This window comes from Enterobacter cloacae complex sp. IR5428, assembly GCF_049238585.1.
GTDB classification, from domain to species: domain Bacteria; phylum Pseudomonadota; class Gammaproteobacteria; order Enterobacterales; family Enterobacteriaceae; genus Enterobacter; species Enterobacter intestinihominis.
Window position 1 is genome coordinate 99,843 of record NZ_JBMKHV010000011.1, and the last position, 14,663, is coordinate 114,505.

Annotated in this window: 14 protein-coding genes and 2 pseudogenes; 6 read left to right on the forward strand and 10 right to left on the reverse strand. The window is 56.8% G+C overall.

Annotated elements, in window-relative coordinates:
* The 4 genes from ilvB to ACOTXC_RS16690 all read right to left on the reverse strand — a co-directional run bounded on the left by ilvB (position 1) and on the right by ACOTXC_RS16690 (position 2,894).
* Entirely contained in the window at positions 1–1,689 is a 1,689-nt protein-coding gene (gene ilvB, locus ACOTXC_RS16675; RefSeq protein ID WP_421767849.1) for an acetolactate synthase large subunit, read from the reverse strand.
* 229 nt (positions 1,690–1,918) lie between these two features.
* The gene (gene ivbL / locus ACOTXC_RS16680) at positions 1,919–2,017 is read right to left on the reverse strand and encodes an ilvB operon leader peptide IvbL (RefSeq protein ID WP_057979964.1); all 99 of its coding nucleotides are present in this window, start codon (positions 2,015–2,017) and stop codon (positions 1,919–1,921) included.
* A 146-nt stretch (positions 2,018–2,163) separates the two neighbouring features.
* A complete protein-coding gene (locus ACOTXC_RS16685) occupies positions 2,164–2,583 on the reverse strand; it encodes a helix-turn-helix domain-containing protein (RefSeq protein WP_023305145.1) in 420 nt (139 codons plus the stop codon).
* Positions 2,580–2,894, reverse strand: a complete 315-nt coding sequence (locus ACOTXC_RS16690; protein ID WP_022646552.1) for a type II toxin-antitoxin system HigB family toxin — start codon at positions 2,892–2,894, stop codon at positions 2,580–2,582. Before ACOTXC_RS16690 ends, ACOTXC_RS16685 begins: the two co-directional genes overlap by 4 nt.
* A gap of 486 nt (positions 2,895–3,380) precedes the next feature.
* Here ACOTXC_RS16690 and tisB point away from each other — a divergent pair, with 486 nt between their 5' ends.
* The 4 genes and pseudogenes from tisB to emrD all read left to right on the forward strand — a co-directional run bounded on the left by tisB (position 3,381) and on the right by emrD (position 5,822).
* The gene (tisB, locus tag ACOTXC_RS16695) at positions 3,381–3,470 is read left to right on the forward strand and encodes a type I toxin-antitoxin system toxin TisB (protein ID WP_022646551.1); all 90 of its coding nucleotides are present in this window, start codon (positions 3,381–3,383) and stop codon (positions 3,468–3,470) included.
* A 64-nt stretch (positions 3,471–3,534) separates the two neighbouring features.
* Positions 3,535–3,981 (forward strand): GNAT family N-acetyltransferase, encoded by a 447-nt coding sequence (locus ACOTXC_RS16700; protein WP_023298965.1) that lies wholly within the window; start codon positions 3,535–3,537, stop codon positions 3,979–3,981.
* A gap of 62 nt (positions 3,982–4,043) precedes the next feature.
* A pseudogene (locus tag ACOTXC_RS16705) lies at positions 4,044–4,462 on the forward strand (EamA family transporter).
* A 175-nt stretch (positions 4,463–4,637) separates the two neighbouring features.
* A complete protein-coding gene (emrD, locus tag ACOTXC_RS16710; RefSeq protein WP_023298963.1) occupies positions 4,638–5,822 on the forward strand; it encodes a multidrug efflux MFS transporter EmrD in 1,185 nt (394 codons plus the stop codon).
* Here the strand turns inward: emrD and ACOTXC_RS16715 are convergent.
* Positions 5,728–6,813: pseudogene (locus tag ACOTXC_RS16715) on the reverse strand (cellulase family glycosylhydrolase); the annotation flags it as partial. The gene emrD and the pseudogene ACOTXC_RS16715 sit on opposite strands and share 95 nt — an antisense overlap.
* A 97-nt stretch (positions 6,814–6,910) precedes the next feature.
* Between ACOTXC_RS16715 and dsdA the strand changes: the two are divergent.
* Positions 6,911–8,197 carry a D-serine ammonia-lyase gene (gene dsdA, locus ACOTXC_RS16720; protein ID WP_421767850.1) on the forward strand — a complete coding sequence of 429 codons (1,287 nt, stop codon included), beginning with the start codon at positions 6,911–6,913 and terminating at the stop codon, positions 8,195–8,197.
* 32 nt (positions 8,198–8,229) lie between these two features.
* Here dsdA and ACOTXC_RS16725 read toward each other — a convergent pair whose 3' ends face one another.
* From ACOTXC_RS16725 to ACOTXC_RS16740, 4 genes are all read right to left on the reverse strand, one after another.
* The gene (locus ACOTXC_RS16725) at positions 8,230–8,577 is read right to left on the reverse strand and encodes a DUF202 domain-containing protein (RefSeq protein WP_022646545.1); all 348 of its coding nucleotides are present in this window, start codon (positions 8,575–8,577) and stop codon (positions 8,230–8,232) included.
* Complete coding sequence (locus ACOTXC_RS16730) at positions 8,567–8,914, reverse strand: YidH family protein (protein ID WP_022646544.1); 348 nt, start codon at positions 8,912–8,914, stop codon at positions 8,567–8,569. Before ACOTXC_RS16730 ends, ACOTXC_RS16725 begins: the two co-directional genes overlap by 11 nt.
* 92 nt (positions 8,915–9,006) lie before the next feature.
* Positions 9,007–10,329 carry a 6-phospho-alpha-glucosidase gene (locus ACOTXC_RS16735; protein WP_023305140.1) on the reverse strand — a complete coding sequence of 441 codons (1,323 nt, stop codon included), beginning with the start codon at positions 10,327–10,329 and terminating at the stop codon, positions 9,007–9,009.
* Positions 10,326–11,948: an alpha-glucoside-specific PTS transporter subunit IIBC gene (locus ACOTXC_RS16740; protein ID WP_022646542.1), complete on the reverse strand. Its 1,623-nt coding sequence runs from the start codon at positions 11,946–11,948 to the stop codon at positions 10,326–10,328. Before ACOTXC_RS16740 ends, ACOTXC_RS16735 begins: the two co-directional genes overlap by 4 nt.
* 221 nt (positions 11,949–12,169) lie before the next feature.
* Here ACOTXC_RS16740 and ACOTXC_RS16745 point away from each other — a divergent pair, with 221 nt between their 5' ends.
* Positions 12,170–12,916 carry a GntR family transcriptional regulator gene (locus tag ACOTXC_RS16745; protein ID WP_022646541.1) on the forward strand — a complete coding sequence of 249 codons (747 nt, stop codon included), beginning with the start codon at positions 12,170–12,172 and terminating at the stop codon, positions 12,914–12,916.
* On the opposite strand, the gene ACOTXC_RS16750 is transcribed toward ACOTXC_RS16745, so the two are convergent.
* Positions 12,884–14,545: a putative transporter gene (locus ACOTXC_RS16750; RefSeq protein ID WP_022646540.1), complete on the reverse strand. Its 1,662-nt coding sequence runs from the start codon at positions 14,543–14,545 to the stop codon at positions 12,884–12,886. The two genes, ACOTXC_RS16745 and ACOTXC_RS16750, sit on opposite strands and share 33 nt — an antisense overlap.
* Between the last annotated feature and the right edge of the window lie 118 nt (positions 14,546–14,663).

Consider the following 14,663-nt stretch of genomic DNA (forward strand, 5'->3'; position numbering starts at 1 on the left):
TTATTCCCCCACCATCTCAGTATTGGCCGCACCCGGCGGCACCATCGGATACACTTTTTGTTCAGGGTCGATACGCACGTGGATCAGCGCCGGGCCAGGGCGAGAAATCGCATCCTGCAACGCCGCGTGGGCATCTTCTTCGGCGTTCAGATCGCAGGTGTGCAGGCCAAAACCAGCGGCAATCTGCATGAAGTTGATCATCCCCGGATAGGTCGCCGCAAACACGCCCTGCTTATAGAACAGGCTCTGCTGCTGGTGTACCAGGCCCAGCGCCTCGTTGTTCATCAGAATGATTTTGACGTCTAACTGGTTTTCGGCTGCCGTCGCCATCTCCTGAATGTTCATCATCAGGCTGCCGTCACCGGAGAAGCAGATCACCTTACGGTCCGGGTTGGCGAGCGCCGCGCCAACCGCTGCTGGCAGGCCGAAGCCCATGGTGCCAAGGCCGCCGGAGGTCAGCCACTGGCGCGGGCGGTTAAGCGGATACGCCTGGGCGGTCCACATCTGATGCTGGCCGACGTCGGTAGTGATAATCGCGCTGTCATCCACGCAGGCCGCAACGGCGTTGATAAGACCATAGTGGCTCAGCGGGTCGCCCTCGGTTGGGATAGCGCCCGGGAACTCGCGTTGCAGATCGGCTACCAGCTGGCGCCAGTCGGCGCGGTCGTTTGCCTCCGTCTGTGGGATCAGCTGTGCCAGCACCTCGGTCACGTCGCCCTGAATCGCCACGTGCGGCTGCTTGATTTTACCCAGCTCGGCGCGGTCGATATCCACGTGAATGATTTTGGCGTTCGGGCAGAACTCCTCGGTTTTGCCAATCGCACGGTCATCAAAACGCGCCCCCATAACAATCAGCAAATCCGCCTCTTGCAGGATGTAGTTGGTGCTGCGCGCGCCGTGCATGCCCAGCATCCCTAAAGACAATGGGTGCGCTTTTGGCAGCATGCCGAGCGCCATCAGGGTCATGGTGGTAGGCAGGCTGGATTTTTCAGCGAACTGACGGATTTCATCCGCGGCGTTGATCGCCCCGCCGCCCAGATAGAGCACCGGGCGTTTCGCCGCGTTAATCATGGCGGCGGCATCGCGCACGCTCTCAGCGTTGAATTCCGGCGCCGGGGCACGCTCGCCCGGCTCCGGCAGCACGTCGATCTCAATTTCTGCGGTCTGGACATCCTTAGGAATGTCTATCCACACCGGACCCGGGCGGCCAGACTGGGCAATGCGGAACGCATCGCTGATAACCTGAGGAAGCTCTGCGATGTCGCGAACTAAATAGTTATGTTTGGTGATGGGGATAGAGATGCCGTAGGTATCCACTTCCTGGAACGCATCGGTACCGATCATCGAGGACGGCACCTGGCCGGTAATGCAGATCAGCGGAATGGAGTCGAGACGCGCGTCGGCGATGGCGGTGACCAGGTTGGTTGCGCCCGGGCCGCTGCAGGCCATACAGACCGCCGGTTTACCCTGGGTACGCGCCATGCCCTGAGCGATAAAGCCTGCCCCCTGCTCGTGGCGCGCCAGCACATGGCGGATCTGCGTGCTTTGGCTCAACGCATCGTACAGCGGCAGCACCGTGCCGCCGGGGATGCCCGCAACCGTGGTGATGCCCTGTCGCTCCAGCAGATGAACAATCAGCTGCGCGCCGGTAAAACGCGTTTTTGTGGATGTTGTGCCCGAACTTGCCATGCTCCAGTCCTTTTCTTCTGAGCCAGCTTTACGCGTCGTAGTTCAGGTTGCAGATGCGTTGGCTGCGTTCCCTCACCCCAGTCACGTACCTATGTACGCTCCTGGGGATTCGCTCACTTGCCGCCTTCCTGCAACCCGAACTACTTAGCGTATCCGGGAGGGGTCCTAAACGAAAAACCCCGCCCGGTTTGCGCCGGCGGGGTTTTGGATTCGTGTGTTGATCCAGTCCCTACGGCGCATTGCCGACGACCACCACCACACGCACGACGACCACTGCGGCAGGTTGCGCAGTTTTTAGTAGGGTCGAGGTGAAGATGGATGAAGTCATTGGGGACCTGTGTTTGGAATCATTGATAGAATTTATACAAACACAGGTTTTCGGATGTGACAATGGAAATATTTTCAACTGCGCAAAAATGCGTCAGGGATCACGTTTCGTTTGTTGGGTGATGACACTCAATAAAGGGTTTTTACTCACTCAATAAATAGCGCAGGTGATACCCCAAATCTGACCGCCAGCTTTTTAATATGGTTCAGAGTAAGCTGTCTCTGACCATTCAGAACCCGTGAAACCATCGATTTACTACCAATTTCATCCTTAAAATCCGATATCGTCAGATTGTATTGATCCATCAAGGTTCTCAAAACTGCAATTCCGACGGGAACGGACTCCATCTCCTTGCGTAATGCGACTATCTCTGGCCGATTAGCTTCGTAATGGCTAATTCTGGCGCAAACAATATCCAGCAAGGGGCTATTGGGCTCGTTCATAAGGAGATACTCAACCAGCTCAAGCGCATCCTTATAATCTTTCTCGCTCGGCTGTTCACCCAGTAAAGGAACGGCCGCAACAAGGGCGTGCGTAGCTTTCATTGCATCAGCGACGATCATCATTTCTTCCCCTTAGTGCGATGTTTCTCCGTAAAACGGTCATATTCCTTATGAGTAAAAACATGGCGCACATAAAACTTTTGGCTTTCAAAGAATATGAGAGCCACTACTCTGAGATTGTTATTTGCAATATCAATAACATAATGCTTATCAAGATACTTGAAGTTATCCAGCGTTGGGAAAAGTTTTCTCAGTGCAGCGGGCGTCGGGCAGTGGCTCTTTTCAATAACTCGTCCTAAAAAGAGAAGCTCTTCTCTGTATTGCGGGAACTGGCTTACCGCATCCAAAATTGCCTTCATTGAGATTAAATGCATCCTGCTTGCCTGCCGCGTCCGTTGCCATTATGGCAACGATAACACCTATTGCCAATAAGTCAACGGAGGATACTATTTTCACTTCGTCAGAAAACAAAAAACCCCGCCTAAGCGAGGTTTTTATCAGGGTTTTGCGGTTGGTTGCCGCAGAACACACTGTGTTACGTCAACGCAAAAAGTATACGCGATCGAAGACGAACGCGCAATTCCGGCACGGATTTTGACGTTTTTGAGTATGGATCGCCTTCCAAAATTTGTCCATAAAATACTGTTCATGCATACAGTATTTATCTATACTGAGGGTGTTCGCAGTGAGCGAGGGGGCCGCAGTTTACCGGCGCAACGAAGTCCTGGCTGAAACGGGTGGTGCCGTCAGTGCCTTAACCCCTGAAGTGAGCACACTGTGTTACGTCAATCCAGGTGCTGGCCACAGGCGGCGGAAAGGTACGCCAGCATCGTGCTCCTTTTAACCAAAAGGAGACGCGTATGAGCGTCGTGGATATGGTCATACTTGTCCTCAAACTCATTGTTGCTGTATTGCAACTGCTTGATGCTGTCCTGAAATACGTTAAGTGATTCAGGTTCAAGTCGCACCTGAGAGGGGCGGGCAACCGCCCCTCTTTAATAACGAGGGAATGCTATGTCGCGTCTGTTAATTGAGCCTGTTACGCCTGATGAACCGGGCTATATCGCCCTGAAGGCCGAGAGTATCGCGTTAAATTTCAATATGCTGCGCAGGCTGGAAGAGAACTGGCAGCGCGGTGAGAATCGCTTTAACGCGCCGGGTGAAAAGCTGCTGGGGGCGTTTCTTAACGGCAGGCTGGTGGGCGTGTGCGGTCTAAATCGCGATCCATTCAGCCAGCAGCCGCGCGCCGGACGTATTCGTCATCTCTACGTCAGCGAAAAGTGCCGTGGGCTGGGGATTGGAAAACAACTTTTGACCGTGGTGATGGCGGATGCCAGCATCTGGTTTGATTTTCTTAATACCCATGCGCCGGAAACCGCGTACGGATTTTATCATCGGGCGGGCTTCAGGCTGGTGTCAGACGAGCCCCGGGTGACGCACCGCCTTTTTTGCGCAGTGTAAGCGGCTGGCAGCCTCGACGGGGGAATGTTACAGTTGGATGACATTTCACCAACCGATCCGCCATGTCCATCACCGTTTTCTGCATTTTACTGTTCGCCGCACTGCTGCATGCCAGCTGGAACGCCATCGTTAAAGCCGGAACGGACAAGCTCTACTCGGCGATCGGGGTCAGCGGTTCAGCCGCGCTTATTGCGCTGATTTTACTCCCCTTCTCGCCCCAGCCGACTGCCGCAAGCTGGCCATATTTGTTCGTCTCCTGTGCGTTACACTGCTCGGCGGCGTCGGGACGATGGGATCTTACGGTCTGGCACTCTGGGCGATGACCCAGGCGCCGCTGGCGGTGGTCGCCGCACTACGTGAAACCTCAATTCTCTTCGGCGCATTCATCGCATTTGTGCTTTTAAAAGAGAAGGTTGTGGGCCTGCGCATCGCGGCGGCGCTGGGTATTGCAGCCGGTGCGGTCCTGCTGCGCCTGGCGTAATTCGCTGGCAACATTAGTTGCCGATCTTGTTTACAAATCCTGCCTTAACGCCTTCTGTCATTCATCACAGTAATGCTTAAATTGTCATCTCTCTGTGGTAGATTCCTCGCGCATTTATGGGAATGCGTAGTCACTTATTCTTTATTTATCTCTTTTGGCAAAAGTATTCAGCGACATGAAAAAGCAACGGAACGTGAACTTATTGTTGATGCTGGTGTTACTGGTGGCCGTCGGGCAGATGGCGCAAACCATCTACATTCCGGCGATTGCCGATATGGCAAAAGATCTGAGCGTCCGCGAAGGTGCGGTACAGAGCGTGATGGCAGCCTACCTGCTGACCTATGGCGTTTCACAGCTGGTTTATGGTCCCCTGTCCGATCGCGTCGGGCGTCGTCCGGTCATTCTGGTGGGCATGAGCATTTTCATGGTGGCGACGGTGATTGCCATTACTACGCACAGCCTGACCATCCTGATTGCCGCCAGCGCCCTCCAGGGCGTGGGCACCGGCGTCGGCGGGGTCATGGCGCGTACCCTGCCGCGTGATATGTACCAGGGCACACAGCTTCGCCACGCCAACAGTCTGTTAAATATGGGCATTCTGGTCAGCCCGCTGCTCGCCCCGCTGATTGGGGGTCTGCTGGACACCGTCTGGTCCTGGCGCGCCTGTTACGCCTTCCTGCTGGTGCTGTGCATTATTGTCACCTTCAGCATGGCGCGCTGGATGCCGGAAACACGTCCGCAGGACGCGCCGCGCACGAAGCTCATCGCCAGCTACAAAACGCTGTTTGGTAATGGGTCGTTTACCTGTTATCTGTTGATGCTAATCGGCGGTCTGGCGGGCATTGCGGTGTTTGAAGCCTGTTCCGGCGTGCTGCTGGGCGCAGGCCTTGGCCTGAGCAGCATGGTGGTGAGCATTTTGTTTATTCTGCCGATCCCGGCGGCGTTCTTCGGCGCATGGTTCGCCGGACGTCCGAACAAACGCTTCTCTACGCTGATGTGGCAGTCGGTGATCAGCTGTCTGCTGGCCGGGCTGATGATGTGGATCCCGGGGCTGTTTGACGTGATGTCGGTCTGGACGTTGCTCATCCCGGCGGCGCTGTTCTTCTTCGGCGCGGGCATGCTGTTCCCGCTCGCCACCAGCGGCGCAATGGAGCCGTTCCCGTTCCTCGCGGGCACCGCTGGTGCCCTGGTCGGCGGTTTACAGAATATCGGTTCCGGCGCGCTGGCCTGGCTTTCGGCTATGATGCCGCAGACCGGGCAGGCGAGTTTGGGCCTGCTGATGACCCTGATGGGGCTGCTGATTTTGCTGTGCTGGCTGCCGCTGGCGTCGCGCGTCCCGCATCACGAACAGCCGGTTTAACCGCATGATGGCCCGGCTTCTCGCCGGGCTTTTCACACACGGGCGCAATCATCGCCTGTAATAACGGCTCTGGCGCAGGCCGCCAGGCGCCCTCTTCCCCGTCGTAAAACTGGAGGTCCGCGTTAAGCGCATACGGGATTTTCGCCTTTTGCAGCTCGCAGGCCATAAAGTTGGCGAAGGCCATTTGCGAAGCGGTTGGCGTGAGGTGGTTTGACTCCCCCACGCCCCAGCCCCCGACCCAGCTAACGTGCCCGGTTTTTTGCTGCCAGTGCAGCGCGGCATTGATTCGGTTACGGATAGCCGCTTTCTCAGCCGCGGTTCCGGACGTCCACGGGTATCTGCCGTTCGTTTTCAGCGGACCCCAGGGGAAAATATGCCATTCCGCCAGCAGGTAATTCTGGCTGTGTGCGGGCAGCTTCAGGCTGGATAAATCCTCCGGCGCGGAGCGCAGACGAGGGGCGATAAAAATCATGCGGCTGGCATCAATGACGTGAATGTCTTTGATCGCTTTCTCATACACCCGGTTGAGCGAAGCAACGTTGTGGTTGAGCTTGTCCGCCGGTTCGTAGATCAGGTCAAACCCCAGCAACGGCGAGCGCTGACCAAAATAGTGCGCCACGGCAATCCACCAGTTGATCACCGCTTTTTCGGTATCCGCTTTCGGATCGTTTTTATATTCATCGGCCTGATAGGCGATGATGGGGATGACGCCGTATTGCTCGCAGGCCTCCACCAGCTTACGCAGGTGAATCAGCCGCGCTTCCGTCGGTTCGCCCGCCACCCGAATACGGACATGATGTATGCCTTTCACCTGGAAATCACGGACCACCAGCGGGTCGAATTCGCGTATACCGCGCTCGGTGCGGGCCCAGTCGACATCCATTCCGACGCCCAACATCTGCGCGTAACGGGCAGCCGTCAGGGGTGGCTCAGCGGCACAGGCCCAGCCGGAAGCGAGCGCTAACACGGTGACAATTAACGGCTTTAACACGACGCCCCTTGCAAATAATCAAATGCTTTACTCTGTATTTAGCATGCTTTTTCACAATTGGTGTAGAGTCAAAACGAACTAAATTCTGAGACAGATTATGAAAACGACTGACCTGACCGGCCTCATTGACCAGTTTCCGCTGCTGGCGGATTTGATTGCCCTGAAAGAGATCACCTGGCTTAATCCGAACACCACGACGCTGGCGGAAGGGTTGCCATATGTCGGGCTGACCAAAGCCGACGTGGACGACGCGCATGCGCGCCTGAAACGCTTCGCGCCGTATCTGGCGAAAGCCTTCCCGGAAACGGCGGCAACGGGCGGGATTATCGAATCCGAACTGGTCGCTATCCCGGCGATGCAAAAGCGGCTGGAGAAAGAGTCCGGCAAGGCCATTCCAGGCACGCTGCTGCTGAAAAAAGACAGCCATCTGCCGATTTCCGGCTCCATTAAAGCGCGCGGCGGTATCTATGAGGTGCTGGCCCATGCGGAAAAACTGGCGCTAGAAGCCGGGTTGCTGAGCGTTGAAGATGACTACAGCATCATGCTGGAGCCACGCTTTAAAGCCTTCTTCAGCCAGTACAGCATCGCGGTGGGTTCAACCGGCAACCTGGGGGTGTCCATCGGCATTATGAGCGCGCGCATCGGCTTTAAGGTCACGGTGCATATGTCCGCAGACGCCCGCGAGTGGAAGAAAGCCAAACTGCGCAGCCACGGCGCGATCGTCGTGGAATATGAGCAGGATTATGGCGTGGCGGTGGAGCAAGGGCGCAAAGCGGCGGAAAGCGATCCAAACTGTTTCTTTATTGACGATGAGAACTCACGCACGCTGTTCCTGGGCTACGCGGTTGCAGGTGAGCGCCTGAAAGCGCAGTTTGCCGCGCAGGGGCACGTGGTGGACGCTGCACATCCTCTGAACGTTTATCTGCCGTGCGGCGTCGGCGGCGGCCCCGGCGGCGTGGCGTTTGGCCTGAAGCTGGCCTTTGGCGATAACGTCCACTGTTTCTTCGCCGAGCCCACGCACTCCCCGTGCATGCTGCTGGGCGTTTACACCGGGCTGCACGATGAAATCGCCGTGCAGGATCTGGGTATTGATAACGTGACGGCGGCGGACGGTCTGGCGGTAGGTCGCGCGTCCGGCTTCGTGGGCCGCGCGATGGAGCGTCTGCTTGACGGGTTCTATACCCTCTCCGATCAAAGCATGTACGACCTGCTCGGCTGGCTGGCGCAGGAAGAAGGCATTCGTCTGGAGCCGTCGGCGCTGGCGGGGATGGCCGGGCCGGTACGCATAACGGCGAATGCTAACACTACACACCTGGTCTGGGCGACCGGCGGCGGCATGGTGCCGGAAGACGAGATGGCGAAATATTTAGCGAAAGGGAAGTAAATATGCCGGGTGGCGGCTGCGCCTTACCCGGCCTACAGGTGCAAAATTTGTTGAATGTGGGTGACCGCAAACAGCAGTGACAGCGACAGCACGGCCAGGGCGATAAGGAACTTATCCCGCACCGCCTTCGGCTGTACAAAGTCGCTCTGCGCCACGTCCATCAGGTTACGACTGCGGGTGTAGCGCCATAAAATGATGGCTACCAGCGCCAGCACAACAATGGAGATCCAGAATGGCGCCCCCGTGCGGTGCCAGTTGTGCTTAATGGCAAGCGCGATCAACGCACCATACCCAAGCAGCGTGCGCAGCCAGGCCAGCGAGGTTCGCTCCGGCTGAAGCCCGGGGTCCGCTTCCCGCCGCGCTTTGCGGCTATCCGGCATACAGCACCAGTAACATCACTACGCCCGCAACCATCAGCAAAATCGTACTGATGATGATCAAACCGCGCGTGTAGGGGAGATCCTGCTTCAGACGCATCGCCTTTTCATTTCTCAGCCAGCGCAGATAGCCATAAATCGCCAGCACGCCGGCAATCAGGCACAGCAGCAGGGCCAGCACTTCGCGAATCAACGGAGTGGCAAAATCGGGGGCGAGCTGATCAAGGCCGACGCCTGCGGCCAGAAAGCCCAGGGCGGTGCGGATCCACGCTAAGAACGTGCGTTCGTTAGCCAGTGAGAAGCGGTAGTCCGGCGCTTCACCGAGGCGGGAAATGTTCATGAAGGTTCCTTGTCGTGCAGCATGCAGGCTTCAGCATAGCGTAATTCAGCCAGGACAAGGAGACCGGCATCTGGCGATGCCGGTCAGAAAGATTAGTGAAGCTCTGGCCAGTAATCCTTATTAGCTTCAATCAGATCGTCCAGAATCGCCTTCGCCACCGATGCGCTCGGTACGGTTTTCGACAGGGTAATCGCCTGCCAGAGTTTCTGATACGAGCGCTGCTCCCAGGCGTCCACCACCAGTTTTTCCACCGCCACCTGCTGGCTCATGAGCCCTTTCTGGAAGTGCGGAATATCACCCACGGTCAGCGGCTCCGGTCCGTTGTGGCCGACCAGACACGGAATTTCTACCATCGCGTCGGCGTCAAAATTATGGATAGCCCCATTGTTAGGCACAATCAGCAACATGCGTTCCTGGGTGTTAAAGGCAATCGCGGTCGCCAGATCGACGATGTACGATGCATGTTCGTCGATTTCCAGTTCACCGGCAGAAGAATGACCGGCTTCGATAATCGCCCGGCATGAACTGAATACATGCTTCTCACGGTGATCCATCACTTCATTGGCGCGGGTACGCTCCGGGTTGGAATGGGCGACCACATAGTCCGGGAACAGGTAATACTTCAGGTAGGTGTTCGGCATGGTGTCCGGATCCAGCGCCTGTACGTCTTTGGCCTTGGCGAAGGTATCGTTCCAGCTCGCTTCAGTATGCGCATCTTCCGAAGGTGGAACATAACCGTTTTTCGCCACGTATTCGCGCAGTTTCGGCATCAGATCGTTTCCGTTCAGATCTTCAATCGACGTCCACCAGCCGAAGTGGTTCAGACCGTAGTAGCGCACGCGCATCTCTTTGCGGTCTTTCAGGCCGACGATTTGCGCCATACGGCCTTCAATGCCGATCGGCATGTCGCAGATGTTGAGGATTTTCGCGTTCGGACGCAGGCGGCGCGTGGCTTCCGCGACAATCGCCGCCGGGTTGGAGTAGTTCAGCATCCACGCTTTCGGGGAGTACTGCTCCATATAATCTACCAGCTCAAGCACGCCGCCGATGGAGCGCATGCCGTAGGAGATGCCACCCGGCCCGCACGTCTCCTGGCCCAGCACGCCGTGGCGCAGCGGGATTTTTTCATCTTTTTCACGCATCGGGTATTTGCCCACGCGAATATGCGCCATCACGAAATCCACATCGGTAAAGGCTGCTTTCGGATCGGTGGTGTAACTAAATTCAATCTCAGGCGCCTGCTCCCTGAGGATGATTTTGCACGCCTCGGCGATAACCTCCTGACGTGCTCCATCATTGTCATAGAACTTCAGCGCACGTAGCGGGAAACGGTCACGGTTGGCTAACAGCATCAGGACGATACCAGGCGTGAATGTACTGCCGCCGCCTGCAATAACAACTGAGAATTTTTTCATGATATAGCCTCTGTCAGAGTGGTTTGTTCGTTTGTTAAAGGGGTTTTCATCAGCGATTCCAGCTGGTCGCGCACCTGAGGAACGTGCAGACCGACAATCACCTGAATGCCGTTGCCGCGTCGCACCACACCGTGTGCGCCCAGGGCTTTGAAGACGTCGTCGCTTTGGGTTTTCGTCATATCCACCAGGGCGATACGCAGGCGGGTGGCGCAGTTATTGATACTTTCGATATTTGCTGCGCCGCCGAGCGCCTGTAAGAACCCAGCGGCCTGTCCGACCTGCTGGCTGGCTGCTGCCGGGGCGGTGGTTTGCCCACGCGCCGCCTTATAGTCGGCCTTGCTGTAGAGCTTGATTTCGCTCTCTTCCCGGCCCGGCGTTTTCAGATTCAGACGTTCGATAAGCGTCCTGAAGACCACGAAATAGAGAGCGGTGAAGCAGAGGCCGATGCCAATCTGGGTGAATACCGTCGAGGCGTGGTTATGGAACATCGGGATCCAGTTTTGCGGCAGGAACTGGTCCAGCAGACCGCCCCCCATGTTCCCCACCACCCCGAAGGTATACATCACCGTCGCCATCGTTGCGGCCAGCACGGCGTGGATGGCAAACAGCAACGGCGAGATAAACAGGAAGGTGAACTCCAGCGGTTCGGTAATACCCACCAGCACGGCGGTAAGCGTGGCCGGAACCAGCAGCCCCGCAACCTTGACGCGGTTCTCCGGCGACGCGGTGTACCAGATCGCCAGCGCAATCCCGACCGAGCCAAACACTTTCGAATTGCCGTGCAGGGCGAAGCCGCCTTCAGGGAACAGTGTTTTCAGCGGCACAGTGCTCTGGCTGAATTCCTGCAGGTGCTGCGCCCAGTAGACCTGAATGCCGCCCTCTACCGCCGCCGGGCCGAAAATAAACGGACCGTAGACGAAGTGGTGCAATCCGGTTGGGATCAGAATGCGTTCCAGGAAGGTATAGACCCATACGCCGAGCGCACCGGCAGAGCGCAGGAACGCCTGCAGGGACTCAATGCCCATCTGCACTTTCGGCCAGCCCAGCAGCGTCAGCCAGGCGCAGGGGATCATCACGAAAAACGCGAGGATAACGACAAACGAGGTGCCCTGGAAAATCCCCAGGAAGACTGGCAACGGCTTGTCGAAAAATCGGTTGTGGATGGCGGTGACGAGCCCGGAAATGATAATCGCCCCGATGATGCTGGTATCAAGCGTTTTGATTCCGGCAATCATCGCCAGCCCGCTGCCAGCAGTGGGTTCAGCAGAGAAGTCGACGCCAAAGAAGTGACCCCAGGTCATCCCCATCGCGTTGATAAAGTAGTTCCAGGTCAGAAAGCTAATCAGCACCGCCAGACAGGCGCGGCCCTGCGCCTGCTTTGCCAGGCCAATCGGTAAGCCGACAGCAAAAATCAGCGGCATATTGCGGAACACCGCCCAGCCGCCCTCTTCGATGATGTGAACAATCTGCGCGAACAGATGATCGGGGGCCGTTAAAGCTTCGCCGACAAACAGCGGGTTGCGAAGCATGATGGCGATCCCGACCACGATCCCGGCAAAGGGAAACAGTAAAACCGGGGTGAACATGGCGCCGCCAAAACGTTGTATTTGACTGAGCATTTTTAAATCCTCATGAAACAACCTGTAGGGGTAGAGGCCTTTATGATTTTTTACTGGCCTGAGGTGAGCATAAGAAGTTACTGATGCGGGAACATGGCGTGCCGCTGCGATTCGTGATCGCATTCATGGTTTTAATTTGACCAATCAGGTCTACTTTTGATAGCAAATATGGACAAGTTAAGACGTAATCCACGCCATAACGGGCGAGCAGAGGTCTACAGGTGATCTACAAATCTATTGCCGACAGATTGCGGCTACGGCTCAATTCGTCGGACTACAACATTGGCAGCCCGTTACCCGGCGAAAAAGCGCTGGCAAAGGAGTTTGGCGTAGCCCGGATGACCATCCGCAAGGCATTGGATCTGCTGGTAAGCTGGGGGCTGGTTGAACGTCGACACGGCAGCGGGACGTTCGTGGCGCGCAAAGACGTTCATCATGAAACGACTAACCTGACCGGGCTGGTGGAGGTACTGCGCCAGCAGGGGAAAGAAGTGCAGAGCAAGGTGTTGCAGTTTGAAGTGATGCCCGCGCCGCCCGCCATCGCCAGCCAGCTGCGGATTCAGGTTGATGAGCGGATCTATTTTTCAAGGCGGGTGCGTTACGTGGACGGAAAACCGCTGATGCTGGAGGACAGCTTTATGCCAGTGAAGCTGTTCCGCAATCTTTCCCTGGCGCATCTCGAAGGGTCTAAGTTTGATTACATCGAGAAGGAGTGCGGGATCACCATTAGCGGCAACTACGAGAGCCTGACGCCAGTGCTGGCAGATAAACAGCTGGCCGGTTATATGAATCTGCCGGAACAGACGCCGCTGCTGCGCATCACCTCTCTTTCCTACAGCGACAGCGGCGAGTTCCTCAACTATTCCGTGATGTTCCGGAACACCAGCGATTACCAGGTGGACTACCATCTGCGGCGTATCCACCCGGAAGACTTATTAGCCCATCCCCCAGAACAGCACCGCCAGTAGTTGCGGGGTGATAATGCGCAAAAACATCACCAGCGGATAGACCGTGGCGTAGGACAACGCCGCCGCGCCGCTGGTGGCGTGCAGGTTATTGGCGAACGCCAGCGCGGGCGGATCGGTCATGGAACCGGCCAGCATGCCGCACAGCGTGAGATAGTTCATTTTAGCGAACATACGCGCCAGTAATCCGACCGTTATCAGCGGGATGGCGGTAATGAATATGCCGTAGCCTACCCAGCTCATCCCTTCGCCGTTAACCAGGGTATCGACAAAATCGCCGCCGGATTTCAGCCCCACCACCGCCAGAAACAGCACGATGCCCAACTCCCGCAGCGCCAGGTTAGCGCTCGGCGGCATAAACCAGTAGAGCTTACCGATGGAGCCGATACGCCCGAGGATCAGCGCCATAATGAGCGGCCCGCCTGCCAGCCCCAGCTTCAGTGCTACCGGGAAGCCGGGCACGTACAGGGGGATGGAGCCAAGCATGACGCCAAGCCCGACGCCGATAAAGACCGGCAGCATCTGCACCTGCTGGAGTTTTTGCTGGGCGTTGCCCACCATGTTCGCTACGGCATCAATAGATGAAGGACGCCCGACGAGGTTGAGAATATCACCGAATTGCAGGCTGGCATCCTGGCTGGCCACCAGCTCGACACCGGCGCGGTTAAGCCGGGAGATCACCACGTCATAACGCTCTTTAACTTGCAAATCGCGTATTTTCTTGCCCAGAACCTTCTCATTGGTCACTACCACGCGCTCCACGCGCATGTCCGTTCCACGGGTTGAGAGCGAGGTATCCACCTCCTGACCAATCACCAGCCGGGCATTGTTTAAATCCGCCGGTTGCCCTACCAGATGCAGGAGATCGCCGTGTTGAATGAGGGTGTCAGGTGAAGGCACCATCAGCGTGTCGTCACGTTTCAGGCGTGAACAGATAATGGTCGCGCTGTTCAGAATGGGGACATCCTGTATCGCCATATTATTCAGGTTGGGGTTTTCGACGCGAATGTTGATGGTTTTAATAAGCGCATGGCCGTTGGTCAGCGTGCTTTCATGCTCTTTCGCCTCCTGCTCGACGTTAATGCGGAACAGCACGCGCACCAGCCACATGGAGAGCAAAATACCGCAAATGCCAAACGGATAGGCCATGGCGTAGCTCATCCCCATCTGATCGACGACATCAGCAGGGATACCCAGATCGCGCAGAATTTGCTGGCCCGCCCCGAGCGCGGGCGTGTTGGTTACGGCGCCGGAGAAGATGCCCAGCACGACGGGCAGCGGAATAGCGAAGAGTTTGTGCAGAATGGCGGTGACCAGCCCACCCATCACGACGATGCCGAAGGCAAAGAGATTAAGGCGTAAACCGGAGACGCGCAGGGAAGCGAAGAAGCCCGGCCCCACCTGAATACCGATGGTATACACAAAGAGGATCAGGCCGAACTCCTGGATGAAATGCAGCATATCGGCGCTGAGCACCCACCCAAGCTGGTCGGCAAAATGGCCGACAAAAATCCCGCCGAAAAGCACCCCGCCAATCCCAAACCCGACGCCGCGGATTTTGATATTCCCCAGCCATAGCCCCACTACCGCGACAAGGGCCAACACGCTGACGGTTAACGCGATATCACTCATGTTCCACATCCTGTGCATAACCTTAGTTATATCAAGGATTCTCTCAGAGCTGGCGGCGGTTGTATGGGCGATGGCGCACAAAAAAGCCCTGCCGGGGCAGGGCCTTGTGCGGTCTGTG

Excerpts from the sequence above, each read along its gene's own strand:
- ilvB (WP_421767849.1), bottom strand. The coding sequence starts at position 1,689 with ATGGCAAGTTCGGGCACAACATCCACAAAAACGCGTTTTACCGGCGCG.
- ACOTXC_RS16725 (WP_022646545.1), bottom strand. The coding sequence starts at position 8,577 with ATGCCGGATAGCCGCAAAGCGCGGCGGGAAGCGGACCCCGGGCTTCAG.
- ACOTXC_RS16730 (WP_022646544.1), bottom strand. The coding sequence starts at position 8,914 with ATGAACATTTCCCGCCTCGGTGAAGCGCCGGACTACCGCTTCTCACTG.
- tisB (WP_022646551.1), top strand. The coding sequence starts at position 3,381 with ATGAGCGTCGTGGATATGGTCATACTTGTCCTCAAACTCATTGTTGCT.
- ACOTXC_RS16700 (WP_023298965.1), top strand. The coding sequence starts at position 3,535 with ATGTCGCGTCTGTTAATTGAGCCTGTTACGCCTGATGAACCGGGCTAT.
- ACOTXC_RS16690 (WP_022646552.1), bottom strand. The coding sequence starts at position 2,894 with ATGCATTTAATCTCAATGAAGGCAATTTTGGATGCGGTAAGCCAGTTC.
- emrD (WP_023298963.1), top strand. The coding sequence starts at position 4,638 with ATGAAAAAGCAACGGAACGTGAACTTATTGTTGATGCTGGTGTTACTG.
- dsdA (WP_421767850.1), top strand. The coding sequence starts at position 6,911 with ATGAAAACGACTGACCTGACCGGCCTCATTGACCAGTTTCCGCTGCTG.
- ACOTXC_RS16740 (WP_022646542.1), bottom strand. The coding sequence starts at position 11,948 with ATGCTCAGTCAAATACAACGTTTTGGCGGCGCCATGTTCACCCCGGTT.
- ivbL (WP_057979964.1), bottom strand. The coding sequence starts at position 2,017 with ATGACTTCATCCATCTTCACCTCGACCCTACTAAAAACTGCGCAACCT.
- ACOTXC_RS16735 (WP_023305140.1), bottom strand. The coding sequence starts at position 10,329 with ATGAAAAAATTCTCAGTTGTTATTGCAGGCGGCGGCAGTACATTCACG.
- ACOTXC_RS16685 (WP_023305145.1), bottom strand. The coding sequence starts at position 2,583 with ATGATGATCGTCGCTGATGCAATGAAAGCTACGCACGCCCTTGTTGCG.
- ACOTXC_RS16750 (WP_022646540.1), bottom strand. The coding sequence starts at position 14,545 with ATGAGTGATATCGCGTTAACCGTCAGCGTGTTGGCCCTTGTCGCGGTA.